This is a genomic window from Pseudarthrobacter sp. fls2-241-R2A-168, assembly GCF_030209335.1.
GTDB lineage: Bacteria > Actinomycetota > Actinomycetes > Actinomycetales > Micrococcaceae > Arthrobacter.
Genome location: NZ_JARVSG010000016.1, coordinates 114494 through 130503 on the forward strand (window position 1 = coordinate 114494; position 16010 = coordinate 130503).

The 16010-nt window shown below is 67.5% G+C and carries 16 protein-coding genes; 7 read left to right on the forward strand and 9 right to left on the reverse strand.

The window, feature by feature from the left end:
* Positions 1-3 precede the first annotated feature (3 nt).
* The 4 genes from QRN11_RS11610 to QRN11_RS11625 all read left to right on the forward strand — a co-directional run bounded on the left by QRN11_RS11610 (position 4) and on the right by QRN11_RS11625 (position 4254).
* A complete protein-coding gene (locus QRN11_RS11610; RefSeq protein ID WP_285251080.1) occupies positions 4-1617 on the forward strand; it encodes an amidohydrolase in 1614 nt (537 codons plus the stop codon).
* An 80-nt stretch (positions 1618-1697) separates the two neighbouring features.
* Positions 1698-2516: an oxygenase MpaB family protein gene (locus QRN11_RS11615; protein ID WP_285251081.1), complete on the forward strand. Its 819-nt coding sequence runs from the start codon at positions 1698-1700 to the stop codon at positions 2514-2516.
* Positions 2509-3408, forward strand: a complete 900-nt coding sequence (locus tag QRN11_RS11620; RefSeq protein WP_285251082.1) for a DUF817 domain-containing protein — start codon at positions 2509-2511, stop codon at positions 3406-3408. The genes QRN11_RS11615 and QRN11_RS11620 overlap by 8 nt, the downstream gene beginning before the upstream one ends.
* Before the next feature lie 33 nt (positions 3409-3441).
* Positions 3442-4254, forward strand: coding sequence for a phosphatase PAP2 family protein (locus QRN11_RS11625; protein ID WP_285251083.1), 813 nt, complete (start codon positions 3442-3444; stop codon positions 4252-4254).
* 94 nt (positions 4255-4348) lie between these two features.
* On the opposite strand, the gene QRN11_RS11630 is transcribed toward QRN11_RS11625, so the two are convergent.
* The 7 genes from QRN11_RS11630 to QRN11_RS11660 form a co-directional block, all read right to left on the reverse strand.
* Entirely contained in the window at positions 4349-5380 is a 1032-nt protein-coding gene (locus tag QRN11_RS11630) for an aldo/keto reductase (RefSeq protein WP_285251084.1), read from the reverse strand.
* Complete coding sequence (locus tag QRN11_RS11635) at positions 5377-6726, reverse strand: LLM class flavin-dependent oxidoreductase (protein WP_285251085.1); 1350 nt, start codon at positions 6724-6726, stop codon at positions 5377-5379. The genes QRN11_RS11630 and QRN11_RS11635 overlap by 4 nt, the downstream gene beginning before the upstream one ends.
* On the reverse strand, positions 6726-8105 hold the full coding sequence (locus QRN11_RS11640) for an LLM class flavin-dependent oxidoreductase (RefSeq protein ID WP_285251086.1): 1380 nt from the start codon (positions 8103-8105) through the stop codon (positions 6726-6728). Before QRN11_RS11640 ends, QRN11_RS11635 begins: the two co-directional genes overlap by 1 nt.
* Before the next feature lie 23 nt (positions 8106-8128).
* Entirely contained in the window at positions 8129-8917 is a 789-nt protein-coding gene (locus QRN11_RS11645; RefSeq protein WP_285251087.1) for an ABC transporter ATP-binding protein, read from the reverse strand.
* Entirely contained in the window at positions 8893-9756 is an 864-nt protein-coding gene (locus tag QRN11_RS11650; protein ID WP_091421542.1) for an ABC transporter permease, read from the reverse strand. Before QRN11_RS11650 ends, QRN11_RS11645 begins: the two co-directional genes overlap by 25 nt.
* The gene (locus QRN11_RS11655; RefSeq protein ID WP_285251088.1) at positions 9753-10874 is read right to left on the reverse strand and encodes an ABC transporter substrate-binding protein; all 1122 of its coding nucleotides are present in this window, start codon (positions 10872-10874) and stop codon (positions 9753-9755) included. Before QRN11_RS11655 ends, QRN11_RS11650 begins: the two co-directional genes overlap by 4 nt.
* A 482-nt stretch (positions 10875-11356) precedes the next feature.
* Complete coding sequence (locus QRN11_RS11660) at positions 11357-12238, reverse strand: helix-turn-helix transcriptional regulator (protein WP_285251089.1); 882 nt, start codon at positions 12236-12238, stop codon at positions 11357-11359.
* Positions 12239-12379: 141 nt separating this feature from the next.
* Here QRN11_RS11660 and QRN11_RS11665 point away from each other — a divergent pair, with 141 nt between their 5' ends.
* From QRN11_RS11665 to QRN11_RS11675, 3 genes are all read left to right on the forward strand, one after another.
* Positions 12380-13633, forward strand: a complete 1254-nt coding sequence (locus QRN11_RS11665) for a multidrug effflux MFS transporter (RefSeq protein ID WP_285251090.1) — start codon at positions 12380-12382, stop codon at positions 13631-13633.
* Complete coding sequence (locus QRN11_RS11670; RefSeq protein WP_285251091.1) at positions 13611-14012, forward strand: (R)-mandelonitrile lyase; 402 nt, start codon at positions 13611-13613, stop codon at positions 14010-14012. Before QRN11_RS11665 ends, QRN11_RS11670 begins: the two co-directional genes overlap by 23 nt.
* A gap of 117 nt (positions 14013-14129) precedes the next feature.
* A complete protein-coding gene (locus QRN11_RS11675; protein ID WP_285251092.1) occupies positions 14130-15170 on the forward strand; it encodes an NAD(P)-dependent alcohol dehydrogenase in 1041 nt (346 codons plus the stop codon).
* 91 nt (positions 15171-15261) lie between these two features.
* On the opposite strand, the gene QRN11_RS11680 is transcribed toward QRN11_RS11675, so the two are convergent.
* Both QRN11_RS11680 and QRN11_RS11685 read right to left on the reverse strand, forming a co-directional pair.
* Entirely contained in the window at positions 15262-15690 is a 429-nt protein-coding gene (locus tag QRN11_RS11680) for a nuclear transport factor 2 family protein (protein ID WP_142056659.1), read from the reverse strand.
* Positions 15687-15980: a hypothetical protein gene (locus QRN11_RS11685; RefSeq protein ID WP_091421525.1), complete on the reverse strand. Its 294-nt coding sequence runs from the start codon at positions 15978-15980 to the stop codon at positions 15687-15689. The genes QRN11_RS11680 and QRN11_RS11685 overlap by 4 nt, the downstream gene beginning before the upstream one ends.
* Positions 15981-16010: the final 30 nt, after the last annotated feature.

Genomic DNA, 16010 nt, shown 5'->3' on the forward strand with positions numbered 1-16010 from the left:
GCCATGACCGAGATGTACCGCAACGCCCGCGTCTTCACCGCCGACGAGTCGGCACCCTGGGCTGAAGCGTTTGTTGTCGACGCCGGCATGCTCACCCACGTGGGCACCAACGGCTCCGCCGACGCGGCAGCCGGGTCCACCGCGGAGGTCATCGACCTTGGCGGCCGGCTGGTGGTGCCTGGGTTCATCGACGCCCACACGCACGTGATGATGCTCGGGGAGGCGCTCGGAAAGGTGGCGTTGACGGATGCCAGGTCCTTGTCCGACATCCAGGAACGCCTGAGCGCTGCCCGCGCCGCGGAGCCCGGTGCGCAGCGGATCCTGGGCAGGGGCTGGCTGTTCGATTCGCTGCCCGGAGCCCCCACCGCGGCCATGATCGATGAAGCGGTGTCAGATGTACCCGTCTACCTCGATGCCAACGACTACCACTCCTGCTGGGTAAACCGCGCCGCCTTGAAGGAGCTCGGCATCACCCGCGACACCCCGGCCCCCCTCGGCGGCCGTATCGGACGCGACAGCCAGGGCGAGCCGGACGGGATGCTGTACGAAACTGCCGCCCAGCAGTTTGTGTGGCCGTTCCTGGCAAAGGTGACGTCCGACGCTGACCGGGACGCCGCCGTCGAGCGTTCCATCGAGGCCTATCTTGCCGCCGGGGTGACCGGCGCGGTGGACATGGCCCTGGGCGAACTGGACCTGGCCGCCTTCCTGCGGGCGGCAGATCGGCGCGGCGGGAGGCTGCCGCTGCGCATTGTGGCGCACTGGTTCATCCACAACACCGGCGACGAAGCGGAAAACCTGGCGCAGGTGGAACGCGCCGTGCGCCTGGCGCGGGAAGTCAATACGGAGTGGCTGCGGGTGGCCGGGATCAAGCTGGCGCTCGACGGCGTGATCGATGCCTGCACCGCTGCCATGAACCAGCCCTACGCCGACGGTTCCCAGGCAGGACCCATCTGGGCACCCGAGCAGCTCACCACGGTGGTGGCCGCCGCCGACGCTGCCGGGCTGCAGGTTGCCCTCCACGCCATCGGGGACCACGCCAGTGATATTGCCCTGGATGCCCTGGAGCGTGCCGCAGACATCAACGGCCCACGGCACCGCCGCCACCGCATCGAGCACCTCGAATACGCCTCACCGGAGACCCCTGCCCGGATGGCCCGGCTCGGCGTCACCGCATCCATGCAGCCCGTCCACGCCGACCCCGCCATCTACGGCAACTGGGTGGCGATGCTGGGCGACGACCGGCCGGACCGCAGCTTTGCCTGGCCGGAGTATGTGGCGGCCGGAGCCCTCCTGGCGTTCTCCACCGATGCTCCCACGGCGCCCTATGATGCCCTGCAGAACATGTTTGTGGCGGCCACCCGGAAGTCGGCGCTGGACCCGTCGTATCCGCCAAACAACCCGCATTCCGCCCGGCCCCTGGCGGAGGCGATCGGGCATGCCACGCGCGACGCCGCTGCCTCCGTGATGGAGGAGGACCGCAGGGGCCGGTTGTCGGCCGGACTCGCTGCCGACTTCGCCGTGCTGGACGCAGATCCCTTCGTTCATGGTGAGGAGTCCCTGCTGAACGCGCGCATACTCCGCACTGTGGTGGACGGCCGCACCGAGTACCTCGCCTGACGCAGCGCGGGGACGGAAGCGGACGACGGCGGGAGGCCCCGCCGTCGTCCTTGCTTGAGGCAGTCCGGTACCCTGTTGAAATGGTGCGAGGAATGGCCGAGTACGGCGCAGAAGGCATCCTGCTCGCCGGCGCGGGCCGGGCCCTCCTCCTGCAGCTTGCCGATCCGGCCGTTGGCCGCGGCGTTGACGAGCACAGCACCTTTGTGGGCCGGCCGGTCAACAGGCTCAAGGGCACCCTCACTTACGTCTACGCCATTGTGTACGGCACGGACGAGCAGGTCACCGAGGTCCGCCGCAGGGTGAACCGGGCCCACGTTCCGGTCCGCAAGGACGACACCGAAACTTCCCCGGGCTACAACGCCTTCGATCCCGAGCTGCAGCTCTGGGTGGTGGCCACGCTTTACGACACTGCGATCACCATCATCGAGAAGATCTACGGCCCGCTCGACGACGAATCGGCCGACGCCATGTACCAGGACTATGCGCGGATCGGCACAGCCCTGCAGCTTCCGGCCGGGATGTGGCCCGCGGACCGGGCGGCGTTCGGCCGCTACTGGGACGAACGCATTTCTACCCTGCGGGCAGAGGGCGGCGGGGTGCGCGTGGGCCGCGGGCTGCTGTACCCGAAGCACACGGCCCTCTGGTACCGCGCCATTATGCCGTCCGCGAGGTTCCTCACCGCCGGCCTCCTCCCGGATCAGCTCCGCCAAGATTTCGGCCTGCCGTGGAGCGGCCGCCGGGAGCGCCGCTTCAACCGCACCATGCGGGTCCTGGCGGTGGCCTACCCCAGGCTCCCGCGGCGTATCCGGCACTGGTTCAAGGACTACTGCCTGAACAGCCTGGACGCCGACATCCGCGCCAACAGCCAACCGGGCAAGCGTCAGGGAGTTCGTGCGTAGTTCCACTCCGCTGGAGGAGCGCCTCGACGAACGGGCCCGCCGTTTCCTCGCCAGCGCCCCGGCCGGCCGTGTGCGCCCCAAGCTCACCGAATTCGTGGTCTTTGGCCTGAAGCAGGGCTGGGCCTGTATTTTCGGGGCGGCCCTCCTGGCGGTGCTGATGGCAGCACGGCTCTGGTACCCGGACGGTGCCGCGCTCGCCAGGAACGACTTCCTGACGCTGGCCGCCGTCGCCATCCAGGTCCTGATGGTCGTGTTCAAACTGGAAACGCTCCGGGAACTGCGGGTCATCATCCTGTTCCACCTGGTGGGTACGGTGATGGAACTGTTCAAGACCGATGTCGGCTCCTGGTCCTATGAGGCGGAGGGTGTGCTGCGGATCGGTGCGGTCCCGCTCTTCAGCGGGTTTATGTATGCGGCGGTGGGCTCGTACATGGTCCGCGTCTACCGGCTCTTCGATCTTCGCTTCGCCAACTACCCGCGGCGGTGGATCACAGCCATCGTGGCCGCCGCCATCTATGCGAACTTCTTCAGCCACCACTACATCTGGGACCTGCGCTGGGTGCTGCTTGCCGCCGTCGTCATCATTTTCGGCCCGTGCGTGATGCACTTCCGGGTGTTCCGGAAGCACCACAGGATGCCGCTGGTCATCGCGTTCCTGCTGGTGGCGCTGTTCATCTGGATCGCCGAGAACATCGCCACCTGGTCCGGCGCCTGGCTGTACCCCAGCCAGGCGGACGGCTGGCATCCGGTGCCGCTGGACAAGCTGGTGTCCTGGTTCCTGCTGATGATCATCTCCGTGGTGCTGGTGGCCTGGGTCTACAAGCCCCAACCGCCGGACAGTGGGGAAGGGCAGGAGGAATCCGCCGAACGGCAAGGTAAGGTTGCTTACTAATTCCTTATCTGCCGTACGGGAGGGCCCAGGAAAATGGTTGCAGGCAAGAATCCGGCGGAGACCGGCGTCCGCGGTGAAGTCCAGCAGGACCGTTTTGTTGGAGGGCAGGACCTCACCAGGTGGGATACCCGGCCGGGCCGGCTCCTGGCCTCGGTGGTCAAGCGGATCAGCAGCCTTCTTGGCTCGCACGCCGCGCTTGTGCTCACCCTGGCCGTCGGTGCGGTGCTGGCTGTCACGTTGGCGTCAGTTTTCGCCCAGGTGTACGAGTCCGTAGTCGAAGCAGACGGGGTGGCAGGGCTGGACCACCCGGTCCTCGACGGTGCCAAAACACTGCGTTCCCCAACCCTGGATCTCCTGATCACCGCCTACACGGATGTGGGCGGCACCATCGGAATGCCCGTGCTGGCCCTGGCCGTTATGGTCCTGCTTGCATGGCGGCGAAAGTCCTTGACCCCCGTCATCCTGATGCTCGTTGCCGGGCTCGGTTCGCTGTTAATGACCATCGCCGGCAAGGAACTGGTGGGCAGGACCCGTCCGGACCTGGCGGACGCCGTTCCGCCTTACGAATACTCGGCGTCATTTCCTAGCGGCCATTCGCTGAATTCGGTGGTCATCGCAGGAATTGTGGCGTACCTGATCATCCTGCGCCTCAAGTCTGCCCGGGCCCGCGCCCTCACCGCGGTGGCCGCGGCAGTGTTCGCCGCCACCATGGGGCTAAGCCGGGTGTACCTCGGGCACCACTGGCTCACGGACGTGCTGGGGGCCTGGGCGCTGGGCGCCGCCTGGCTGTCGCTGGTCATCACCGCCCACCGCCTCTACCTCACCACGCGCGTGCACCCGGCCTGATCAGCCTCAGTGAACTGGCCGGACGACGGCGGGAGCTTCCCGCGCCGTCCGGCCCGCCGACGTACCTGCAGGCAGCAGTCCAGCCGGCGCTGGTTCAACGGCTGCGGCGCCGCAGCAACGGGTCAGTCAACGACGGCGGCAGGTAGCCGGCGTCGGCCTGGTTCAGCGTGGTGCCCGGCGGAACGATCCCGTCGATCCGGTCCAGCACGTCCTTTGACAGGCTGACCTTGTCCGCGCCGAGCGCGCCTTCGAGGTGCTCCAGGGTGCGCGGCCCGATGATCGCGGACGTCACGGCCGGGTGCTCCAGCACGAAGCCCAACGCGAGGTGGATCAGGGACAGACCCGCCTGCCCGGCGAGTTCGGTCAGCTCCAGTACCGCCTGGGTCTTGCGGGCATTTTCCGACGACGACGGGTCATGCCGCTCCGGTTGCCGCGCGGCCCGGCTGGAGGTGGCATGCGCGCCGTCGGGCCTGATCCTGCCGGACAGCCACCCGCCGGCCAGCGGACTCCACGGCAGCACGCCGAGGCGGTGCTTCCGGGCCAGCGGCAGCACTTCACGTTCAATGCCGCGGGCCAGGATGGAGTACGGCGGTTGCTCCGTGACCGGGCGCTCGCGGTGGCGTTCCCTGGCCACGTACTGGGCCTCCACAATCTGCCCTGGCTCGAATGTGGACGTGCCGATGTAGCGGACCTTGCCCTGCCGCACCAGGTCCGTGAGCGCCCCGAGGGTCTCGTCGATGTCCGTGTCCGGTTCCGGCCGGTGCACCTGGTAGAGGTCGATCCAGTCGGTCTGCAGCCGGCGCAGGCTGTCCTCCACCTCCCGGATGATCCACCGGCGGGAGTTTCCCGCCTGGTTCACGTCCTCGCCGAGGCGGCCGTGGACCTTGGTGGCCAGCACCACCTCGTCCCGGCGGCCCTTGAGCGCCTTGCCCACGATCACCTCAGACTCGCCCTTGGAGTAGACGTCCGCGGTGTCCACAAGGTTAATCCCGGAATCCAGTGCGCGGTGGATGATGCGGATGGAATCCTCGTGGTCCGGGTTTCCGATGGCCCCGAACATCATGGTGCCCAGGGTCAGTGGGCTGACCTTGAGGCCGGTGGATCCAAGGTTGCGGTAGTCGGTCATGCGGATGCTCCCAGGAGTTGCTGGCTGTGTTGGTTTTGGCTGTATTGGCTTTGCGGCCGATCCAGGCCGAAGTGCTCGCGCAGGGTCCGGCCGGTGTACTCGGTGCGGAAGAGTCCGCGGGACTGCAGGATGGGCACCACTTCGTCGGCGAAGGCCTCGAAGCCGCCGGGCAGCCAGGGCGGCATGATGTTGAACCCGTCCGCTGCGCCGTCCTCGAACCAGCGCTGGATCTCGTCTGCCACCTGCACCGGAGTTCCGGCGAAGACATAGTGCCCGCGGGCCCCGGCGAAGCGGTGCAGCACCTGCCGCACGGTCAGGTTCTCGCGGCGGATGATGTCCAGGACCAGCTGGCTGCGGCTGCCGGCCTTGCCTGCCGAGGCCAGCAGCTCCGGCGGGAAGGCCCGGTCCAGCTTCACCCCGTCCAGGTCAACGCCCAGCAGCTTCTGCAGGATCCCCAGCCCGTACTCCGGCTGGGTCAGCTCGTCGAATTCCTGCTTGAGCGCCCGCGCCTCGGCCTCGGTGGAGCCCAGGTAGGGGCTGATGCCGGGCAGGACCAGGAGCTGTTCCGGGTCCCGGCCGTTCGCCGCTGCCTGCGCCTTGATGTCGGCGTAGAACCCCTGCGCACTCTGCAGGGTCTGGTGGGCTGTGAAAACCGCCTCGGCGTGCCGGGCAGCGAAGGCCTTGCCGTCAGCCGAGGAGCCGGCCTGCACAAACACCGGCCTGCCCTGCGGGGACCGCGGCGTGTTCAATGCGCCCTCCACCCGGAAGTATTCGCCCTCATGCTGGATCGGATGGATCCGGGACGTGTCGGCGAAAACCCCGCTGTCGGTGTCGGCCACCACGGCCCCGTCCTCCCAGCTGTCCCACAACTTGCCCGCCACACGGACAAACTCATCCGCGCGGGCGTATCGCTCGGCGTGCGGCGGGTGCTCATCCAGCCCGAAGTTCCGGGCCGCCCGCTCCGCGCCGGTGGTTACGATGTTCCACCCGGCGCGGCCGTTGCTGATGTGGTCCAGTGACGCGAACAGCCGGGCCGCGTTGTACGGCTCCAGGTAAGTGGTGCTGGCGGTGCCGATCAGGCCGATCCGTTCGGTGGCGACGGCGATCGCGGACAGCCAGGTGAACGGCTCGATCCGGAACCTGGTGGCATACTGCACGTTGTTCTCCAGCGCTGGACCGTCGGCGTAGAACACTGCATCCAGTTTTGCGGCCTCCGCGCGCTGGGCCAGCTCCTGGTAGAAGCGGATGTCCAGCAACCGGTCCGTCCGGGATTTAGGGTGCCGCCACGCGGCCTCGTGGTGGCCGCCCGGGTAGATGAACAGGTTGAGCTTGAGCTGCCGGCCCATCAGAACGCTGAACCGATCGACGCGAGCGCCGGTGCAACATCGCCGGCGAAGCGGTTGCCCGGGCGCTCCAGGCCGTAGTGCTCCCGCAGGGTGGTTCCCGTGTAGTCGGTGCGGAACAGGCCGCGCTCCTGCAGGATCGGCACCACTTGGTCCACAAACGTCTCCAGCCCGGAAGGCAGCACCGGCGGCATGATGTTGAAGCCGTCGGCTGCGCCGCCGTCGAACCATTCCTGGATTGCGTCCGCCACCTGGACCGGCGTTCCAGTGAAGGTGCGGTGCCCGCGGCCGCCGCCCAGCCGGCCGATCAGCTGGCGGACCGTGAGCTGTTCGCGGCGGGCAAGCTGGACGATCAGGGTGTAGCGGCTCTTGGCGCCCTCGATCTCGTCCTCGCTGGGCAGGTCCTCGGGCAGTTGGCGGTCCAGGGGCAGGTCCTCCGGAGTCACGCGCAGGGTCTTTGCCAGCTGGATGCGTGCGTACTCGGGCTTGATCAGCCGGTCCAGTTCCCGTTCCAGCTCCAGCGCTTCCTCCTCCGTGGCGCCTATGACCGGCACGATGCCCGGGAGGATCTTGATGGTCTCAGGGTCACGGCCGGCCGCAGCGGTGCGGGCTTTGAGGTCGCGGTAGAACTCCCGGGCGTCCGCGAGGGTCTGGTGGGCGGTGAATACGGCGTCGGCATACCGGGCCGCGAGGTCCTTGCCGTCCTCGGACGATCCGGCCTGGACAATCAGAGGGTGGCCCTGCGGCGAGCGGGGCACGTTGAGGGGGCCGCGGACCTTGAAGTGCTTGCCCTCGTGGTCGATGGTCCGAATCTTGTCTGCGTCACCCCACACGCCCTCGGCCTTGTCCGCGAGGACGGCATCGTCCTGCCAGCTGTCCCACAGCTTCTGCGCCACCTCGATAAACTCGGCGGCCCGTTCGTACCGGACGGCGTGGGCGGGCTGGTCGTCCACCCCGAAGTTGCGGGCAGCGTCGGGGCCGGCTGTGGTCACCACATTCCAGCCGGCCCGGCCGCCGCTGACCCAGTCCAGGGACGCGAAGCGGCGGGCCAGGTTGAACGGTTCGTTGTAGGTGGTGGAGGCGGTGGCGATCAGTCCGATGTGTTCGGTGGCGCCGGCGATGGCGGTCAGCAGCACGGTGGGCTCGAGCTTGCCGGCCGGCCGGCGGCCCACCTCGCCGAAGAGGACGGGGGAGTCGGCGAAGAAGATGGAGTCCAGCTTGCCGCGTTCGGCCGTGCGGGCCAGCTGCTTGTAGTGCTCAATGTCGGTGCTGGACTGCGGGTCGCTTTCGGGCAGCCGCCAGGACGCCTCGTGGTGGCCGGTGCTCATGAGGAAGGCGTTGAGGTGGAGCTTGCGGTGTTGCGGCTGGTTTTCGGAAGTCATGGGATTGGTCCTTTGGGGTCGGTTCAGTGGGAGGGGGCGACGACGCCGAGGTCGGTGAGCAGTTCGCGGCGCAGGGCTTCGTGTCCGGCCGCGTCGGCAGCAGTACCGACCTCCGACGAAACCGTGCGGATGGTGGCCACGCGGCCCCTGTCCAGCACCACGATGCGGTCGGCGAGGGCGATGGCCCCGTCCACGTCGTGCGTGACCAGCAGGACGGCGGGCCGGTGGGCGGCCACCAGGTCACGGAGCAGTCCGTGCATTTTGATCCGGGTGAGGGCATCGAGGGCGCCGAAGGGCTCGTCGGCCAGCAGCAGCTGGGGTTCACGGACCAGCGACCGGGCCAGTGCCACGCGCTGCTGTTCACCGCCGGACAGCTCGTGGGGCCAGGACTTCTCGCGGCCGGCGAGCCCCACTTCGGCGAGGGCCTTGCGTGCCCGGGCCTCGGCGTCGTGCTCCCGAAGGCCCAGGGTGACGTTGCCCAGCACGGAGTCCCACGGCAGCAGCCGGGAGTCCTGGAACACCACGGAGACCCGCTCCGGGACGCTGATGACGCCGCTGCCGCGCACATCGTGGTCCAGCCCGGCCAGTGCCCGCAGCAGGGTGCTTTTACCGCAGCCGCTGGGGCCCAGGAGGGCCACGAATTCGCCCGGTGCGATGTCCAGGTCCACGCCGTTCAGGACGCCTTTGGGCCCGAAGCTGCGGATCAGGTCCCGGACGGAAACTGCGGTGACGTCGCCGGAAGCGGGCTTGCCGGCAGGGTTGACGACGGCGGGACGTGCGGCGGCGGTCAGCCCGCCAGGGTGCGTTGCCACGAGAGGGCCTTTCGTTCGATGAGGCGGACGGCGCCGTCGGAGACCAGGCCGAGAATGCCGTAGACGGCCAGTCCGAGGACGATGATGTTGGTTTGGCCATAGGTGCGGGCGAGCTCCATCATGTAGCCGATGCCGCTGGTGGCGTTGATCTGCTCCACCACCACCAGGGACACCCAGGCACCGGTGACGGCGAACCGCAGGCCCAGGAAGAACCCGGGCAGGGCGCCGGGGAGGACCACCTTGCGGATGAAGGCCGCACGGCTGAGGCCTACGGTTTGGGCGAGCTCCACGTAGCGCAGGTCGATGCCGCGCAGTCCGGCATGGGTCTGCAGGTAGATGGGGACAAAAACGCCCAGGGTGATGGTGAGGACCTTCATGGTCTCGTCGATGCCGAACCACAGGATGAGGAGCGGGATCAGGGCGAGGCCGGGGATGGCCCGCTTGATCTGCACCGGCCCGTCGATGAGCGCCTCGCCCACGCGGCTCAGTCCTGACAGCAGGGCGAGCAGGGCGCCGACCACGATGCCGAAGAAGAGCCCCAGCCCTGCCCGCTGGGCCGAGATGGCGAGGTTTTCCTGGAGCCGGCCGTCGGCGAGGAGCTCACCGGCGGTGGCCACCACGGTCCAGGGTTCGGAGAGGATCCTTGGGTCCAGCAGGCCGGTGGCGGAGGAGATGGTCCAGAGTGCCAGCAGGGCGCCGGGGCCCAGCAGCCAGGCCAGCCGCCTGCGACGTCCCGGTCCCAGCCGCCTGCCGGCGGGGCGGATGTCCTCGCGTGTGGCGAGCGTCGGATCCAGGTGGGGTTCGACGGCGGGACGGTCCAGCACGGGGGCGGCGCTCATGCTGCACCGCCCTTTGCTGCTTCAGCGAAGGCGGTGCCGGCAATGGCTTCATACCGGGTGTCGTACAGGTCCGCCGCTTTTAGGTGCGGCTTCTTCTGTTCCTTCGACAGCAGGTCGATGGTCTGCTGGTGCCGCTCGATGCCCTCAGCCCAGGAGGTGGGAACATCCCGCTTGCCGGCCGCGTCGATCAGGTACTGGCCGTCTTCGCGGGACAGGCCCTGGTCCTTGACGTAATAGCCCTCGAGCCATTCCTCGGGGTGGTCCTCAATCCAGCGCTGGGCCTTGCCCCACACCTTGACGTAGGCAGCCAGTGCGGCGGCCTTGGCCGGGTCCGCCAGCACTTTGGCGGGGGAGTAAAGGTGCCCCGGATCATCTCGCAGGCCATGCCGGAGGGTAGTGCCGCCGTCGGCCTTGTACTTGGCCAGGTAGCGCTTGATCTGTACCCCGCCCAGTGGCGCAGCATCCACCTGCTTGCTGGCCAGTGCCGTGGAGTAGGTGTCACCGGTGCTTGGCAGCTCGATGAGTTTGACGTCATCCTGCGTGAGGCCTGCCTTTTGAAGGATCCGCAGCACCAGAGCACCCTGGGCCTGGCCGGGGCTGTAGGCGATCTTCTTGCCGCGCAGCTCCGCCAGGGAGGTGATGCCGGCTCCCGGGGCGATGCCCAGCTCGTAGATCGGGTGGTTCACGGCGTCCTGGCGGTAGGCGCTGGCGATGATGCGGACATCGAGGCCGGTCCAGGTGGCGTGGATGGGCGGGATGTCCGCCACGGAACCGACATCAAGGGCATTGGCCCGGAAAGCCTCTGTTGTCTGGGGCCCGCCGGAGATGTTGGCGAACTCCACGGTGAAGCCCTCGAGCTCCTTGTTCAGGCCCGAGAGTTCCAGGGCTACTTTGACGGTGGGGTCGCCCACTTTGATGGTGGTTCCGGCGGGAACGGTGGTGGCCAGCGGCGCCAGTGACACCTGGCTGGTGGAGTTGCCGGCCGTGGCGGTACCGGCGCAGGCGGTCAGGAGCCCGAGCGCTGGCAGTGCCAGGAAGGCGCCGAGGGCACGGCGGCGGGTGAAGCTGGAAGCCCCGGATGAAGCGGACGGGGGTGAAGAGGAGGCGGCGAAGGTCATGGTTGGCCTTTCGGAGTATTGGCGTGGGAAAAGTGGCATGCGAAGTCGGAAGGAAGGCACGGCCGAGCTGGCCCTCGAAGAGAGCCCGGAGCGGGATGGGGAAAAACGGAGGTGCTGCGCGCTGTCAGGTGCCGGCAGTCAGGAGCGGGGGAGCCGCCACCGTTCGGCACTGCGCATGCGGCACATTCGGTGCGTGGGGCAACAGGCGGAACCGAAGGGGCTGCCTTGGCAGCGGATGGTGGTTTCCGGCATCGGGTCCTCCTGTTCGTTCTGCTTGTTCTGTTTGATGCTGCATGGCCGAGGCCGTGGAAACACCTAAGCACGGCAGCCAGGGCCTTGGCCAGCACCTTGCAAAAGACGCGAAACGGAAGGAAACGGCGCTACTTACAGCGCCATCAGAAGGACAAACCGGGCAACGCTGCGCCATGATCCGCAACGGTGGTTAATGTGACTGGAAACCCGGAACACCGGGTTGGTTGGAGCTAGCCCGCGCTGGCCTGGGCCAGTTCGGCGATCTTCTCGGTTGCCGCCCAGGAAGCGAGGAGCTTGAGGCTTTCCTCGGAGGGGCTGCCCGGAGTCGCGGGGTAGACCGTAAGTGAATGCCCGGGGTCCTCTTCAAGTCCCAGGACCTGGTAGTTCAGTTCGAGCAGCCCCACCACAGGGTGCTGGAAGAACTTGGTCCCGGCATAGTGCCGGCGGACATTGTGTGCAGCCCAGCGGGTGCGGAAATCGTCGCTGCGCATGGACAGTTCGCCCACCAGCTCGGCAATGCCTTTGTCATGCGGGTTCCGTCCGGCCTCACGGCGGAGGATGGCCACGTTGGTATTGGCTGCCCGTTCCCAGTCCGTGTAGAAGTTGTGGGCCCGGGGGTCCAGGAAGATGAAGCGTGAATGGTTGGCCGGGCGTGCCGGGCCGCGGTACAGGTCCGAATACAGCGCGTACCCCAGCGTATTGGCGGCCACGATGTCCATCCGGTTGTTTCCGATGAAGGCCGGCGCTCCCGTAATGGTGTCGAGGAGGTACTGGAGTTCGGGCCGGACACGGGTTGGCGCGGCGCTCGCCGCACGCTTGCGGCCCGTCATGTTGGCCGTCCTGGCCAAGTCGTAAAGGTGGTCATGTTCGGCCCGGTCCAGTTCCAGGGCGCGTGCGATCGCATCGAGGACACTGTCCGAGACACCCGTGAGGTTCCCGCGTTCCAAGCGGGTGTAGTAGTCCACGCTGACCCCGGCGAGCCGGGCCACCTCTTCCCGCCGGAGGCCGGGCACGCGACGACGTCCGCCGTAGGGTTCGATCCCTGCCTGCTCCGGCGTGATGCGCCCGCGGCGGGTGGAGAGGAACTGACGTACCTCGGCTCGGTTATCCATAAGGACACGTTACGACGAATGGCCAATCCGTAAGGAGGGTCTGCCAAAACCCGTTTCAGCAGGGCCCTCGCTAGGACTTCCGGCTGCCGTTTTGATGGAAGCATCCCCTTTTCGTCATCAATCAGATGGAGTGCTCAACGAATGCTGCCAACCGCAACGCGGGCGCCGTCCGCCGGCGCCGTTCCCGCGACGCTGGTGGCCACTGTCATCTTCCTGACGGCGGTGGCACCCCTGGCCACGGACATGTACGTCCCGGCCTTCCCGCGCGTATCCGCGGACTTCGGCACCACGGCCTCGGCGGTGCAGCTGACCCTCACCACGTTCTTCGCCGGTATGGGCCTCGGCCAGCTGGTGGGCGGCCCGTTCAGTGACCAGCGCGGACGTCGGCTCCCCCTGGTGGCGGGCACCGTCCTGATGGCGGTGGCATCGGTGGCCTGTGCCCTCGCCCCGAACATCGCACTCCTGATGATCGCCCGCTTCCTGCAGGGCTTTGGCGGCGGCTGGGCCATGGTGGTCGGCCGGGCCGTCATCGTGGACCTCGCCCATGGGTCCCAGCTGGTCCGGGTGCTGAACATTGTGATGGGCATCGGCGGCGTGGCACCCATCATCAGCCCGCTGCTCGGAGCCGTGATCCTGCAGCTGACCGGATGGCGGATGACCTTCTGGACGCTTGCCGCCCTGGGCATCCTGATGACACTCTGTGCCCTGTTCGTCGTCCCGGAATCGCTTCCGCCGGAGAAACGCCACTCCGGCGGGCTGGCTGAATTCGGCCGCGCGGCGAAGGAGGTGCTCTCGAACCGCAGCTTTGTTGGCTACGTGGTGGTGGCGTCGTCGGCCTTTATCGCCCTGTTCGCATACGTGGCAACGTCCGCGTTCATCCTGCAGAACATGAACGGCCTGTCTCCGGTGACGTACTCCATCGTGTTCGCCGCGAACGCCGGCGGAATGACCATCGCGGCGCTGCTGTCAGCCAGGATGGCCGGGCGCATCCCCACGCGGAAGGTCATCCTGGCGGGGCAGCTCATCGCGCTGGCCGCCGGGGTGGCCATGCTGGCCGGAGCACTGTGGTGGGCCACCCCGCTGCTCGTGGCCATGGGCAGCTTCTTCGCCCTTATGGTGGCGCAGGGCCTGATCAACACCAATGGCGGCGCCCTCGCTTCCGCGGAGGTGCCCCGGCACCCCGGCACCAGTTCCGCCGTCCTGGGACTGGTTCAGTGGACCACCGCGGGCATCGTGGCGCCGATCGCCGGCCTCGGCGGCGAGAACACGGCCGTGCCCATGGCCCTGCTCATGATCGGCGGAGCGCTGCTGTCCCTGTTCGGGCTCCTTGTCCTGGCCCGGCCCCACATTCACAGTCATAGGAAAGGAACCAATGGACATCGAACCAGCCCGTGAAACCATCAAGAACCCGCCGGAGCAGTTCGCCGGCAACGTGTGGGTGGACCTGATTGCCGCACCGCACGGGCCTGAGCAGCGTGCAGTGGTTGCCAAAGTGCGTTTCGCGCCAGGTGCCCGCACTGCCTGGCACTCGCATGAACGCGGCCAGTACCTGCATGTCACCGCAGGTGTGGCCCGCTTTGGCAGCCGGGACGGCACGATCATTGAGGTACACCCGGGGCAGACGCTCTACACCCCGCCCGGGGAGGAGCACTGGCACGCCTCGGCCAATGGAACCTTCATGGAGCACATCGCCATCCTGGAGAACTCTGACGACCCCGCCGTCACCACCGTCTGGGCCGAGCACATCACGGATGACCAGTACGAAGGCGGTTAAGGGTAGGACTGCCAGACCCAGTATCAACAGGGCCACCCCTGCCGGCCTGATATGCCGGTTTGCCGGTCTTCGACCCCGCTAGCATTTTAGAGAACCCCCAAGAACAACAGGAGAGCCATGACTACCGTCAAAGCTTATGCATCCCCGTCCGCCACAGATGACCTCATCGCCACCACCATCGAACGCCGCGAGGTGGGCCCGAACGATGTCCTGATCGAGATCAAGTTCGCCGGCATTTGCCACTCGGACATCCACACGGTCCGCGGCGACTGGGGCCCGCAGCAGTACCCGCTGGTCCCCGGCCACGAGATCGCCGGCGTCGTCACCCAGGTGGGTTCCGCCGTCACCAAGCACGCCGTCGGCGATCGGGTGGGCGTTGGCTGCATGGTCAACTCCTGCAAGGAGTGCGCCAACTGCCTGAAGGGCGAGGAGCAGTACTGCCTAAAGGGCATGGTGGGCACCTACGGCGCGGTTGACCGCGACGGCACCATCACCCAGGGCGGTTACTCCAGCCATGTTGTGGTGACCGAAGACTTCGTGGTGCGCATCCCTGAGGGACTGGACCTGGACGTCGCCGCCCCGCTGCTGTGCGCCGGCATCACCACCTACTCACCCCTGCGGCACTGGGGCGCCGGCCCCGGCAAGAAGGTTGCCGTCGTCGGCCTCGGCGGCCTCGGCCACATGGCCGTCAAGGTCGCCCACGCCATGGGTGCTGACGTGACGGTCCTGTCGCAGTCGCTGAAAAAGCAGGAAGACGGGCTGCGCCTTGGCGCGGACCACTACTACGCCACGAGCGACGAGAACACCTTCAAGGAGCTCGCCGGCACCTTTGACCTGATCATCAACACCGTCAGCGCCTCGATCGACATCAGCTCCTACCTGCAGCTGCTGGCCCTCGAAGGCGCGCTGGTGAACGTCGGCGCCCCCGCGGAGCCGCTCCCGGTGAACGCCTTCGCGCTGATCGGCGGCCGCAGGTCCTTCGCCGGATCCATGATCGGCGGCATCCGCGAAACCCAGGAGATGCTGGACTTCTGCGCCGAGCACGGCATCGGCGCCGAGATCGAGGTCATCCCCGCTGAGAAGATCAACGACGCTTACGAGCGCGTCCTGGCCTCGGACGTCCGCTACCGCTTCGTGATCGACACTGCCACCCTCTAGTACCAAAAGCGTCCGACGGCGGCCGGCTCCCAAGGGGCGGGCCGCCGTCGGGCTTTAATCGCCCAGGGCCCGCTCTATGCCATCCCCTCAGTTATTGCTGTGGGTTCGGCGCCGTATCCGGCCGCTGTCCCGAGAGGTTTTCCACCGCCTGCTCGATATTCACGGCTAGGCGGTCGACCTCCTCCATGTAGAGCCTGCCCGCCGTGATCTTGCCGTTCCTGAGCTCAAAGAGTGTTACTCCACGCACCTTGAAGTCCTGGCCATCACTGCGCGTTCCGGACCAGGACCATTCGCTCCAGGTCGTGTCACCGTCATCAACCGAGCGGATCAGTTCGGCGTGGAAATCGGGAATCCCGGCAAACATCGCCTGCCAGTTGGCGTGCATTTGAGCGCGCCCAACGAAGGCAGCGCCGGGGTGGGCCGGTTGCTCGCTGCGGTAGTCCTCGTGAATAAGCGCTGCCGCCCCTTCCAGGTCGTGGGCATTCAGGGCGGCAACCAGCGTGTCTATGACTTCACTCATGACTTCCTCCCGTGCCAGGAGCCGCCGTCGTCTTCAATCTCCGCGAGCACGTCGGCGGCGTCCCGGTTGCCTGCGGCCGCCAGGCGCCGAAGCTCATCAAGGTCGCCCTGTTCGCCGGCGGTTTCCACCAACTGGTCCATGGCGTCCCTGCTGCCGGACTCGGCCAGCCGCCTCAGTTCGTCCAGGTCCCCACGCTCCGCGGCGCGTTCAACCAGTTCATCCACGGCGTCCGAATCACCGCGCTCGGCACGCTGCCGCAAGGCCTCAAGTTCAGGGTCGGGTGTCTGCACGCTTCAACCATGGGCGCCGGGCCAGTGCAC

Coding starts and splice junctions, on each gene's coding strand:
- QRN11_RS11610 (WP_285251080.1), top strand. CDS start 4: ATGACCGAGATGTACCGCAACGCCCGCGTCTTCACCGCCGACGAGTCG.
- QRN11_RS11615 (WP_285251081.1), top strand. CDS start 1,698: ATGGTGCGAGGAATGGCCGAGTACGGCGCAGAAGGCATCCTGCTCGCC.
- QRN11_RS11625 (WP_285251083.1), top strand. CDS start 3,442: ATGGTTGCAGGCAAGAATCCGGCGGAGACCGGCGTCCGCGGTGAAGTC.
- QRN11_RS11630 (WP_285251084.1), bottom strand. CDS start 5,380: ATGACCGACTACCGCAACCTTGGATCCACCGGCCTCAAGGTCAGCCCA.
- QRN11_RS11635 (WP_285251085.1), bottom strand. CDS start 6,726: ATGGGCCGGCAGCTCAAGCTCAACCTGTTCATCTACCCGGGCGGCCAC.
- QRN11_RS11640 (WP_285251086.1), bottom strand. CDS start 8,105: ATGACTTCCGAAAACCAGCCGCAACACCGCAAGCTCCACCTCAACGCC.
- QRN11_RS11650 (WP_091421542.1), bottom strand. CDS start 9,756: ATGAGCGCCGCCCCCGTGCTGGACCGTCCCGCCGTCGAACCCCACCTG.
- QRN11_RS11655 (WP_285251088.1), bottom strand. CDS start 10,874: ATGACCTTCGCCGCCTCCTCTTCACCCCCGTCCGCTTCATCCGGGGCT.
- QRN11_RS11660 (WP_285251089.1), bottom strand. CDS start 12,238: ATGGATAACCGAGCCGAGGTACGTCAGTTCCTCTCCACCCGCCGCGGG.
- QRN11_RS11665 (WP_285251090.1), top strand. CDS start 12,380: ATGCTGCCAACCGCAACGCGGGCGCCGTCCGCCGGCGCCGTTCCCGCG.
- QRN11_RS11670 (WP_285251091.1), top strand. CDS start 13,611: ATGGACATCGAACCAGCCCGTGAAACCATCAAGAACCCGCCGGAGCAG.
- QRN11_RS11675 (WP_285251092.1), top strand. CDS start 14,130: ATGACTACCGTCAAAGCTTATGCATCCCCGTCCGCCACAGATGACCTC.
- QRN11_RS11680 (WP_142056659.1), bottom strand. CDS start 15,690: ATGAGTGAAGTCATAGACACGCTGGTTGCCGCCCTGAATGCCCACGAC.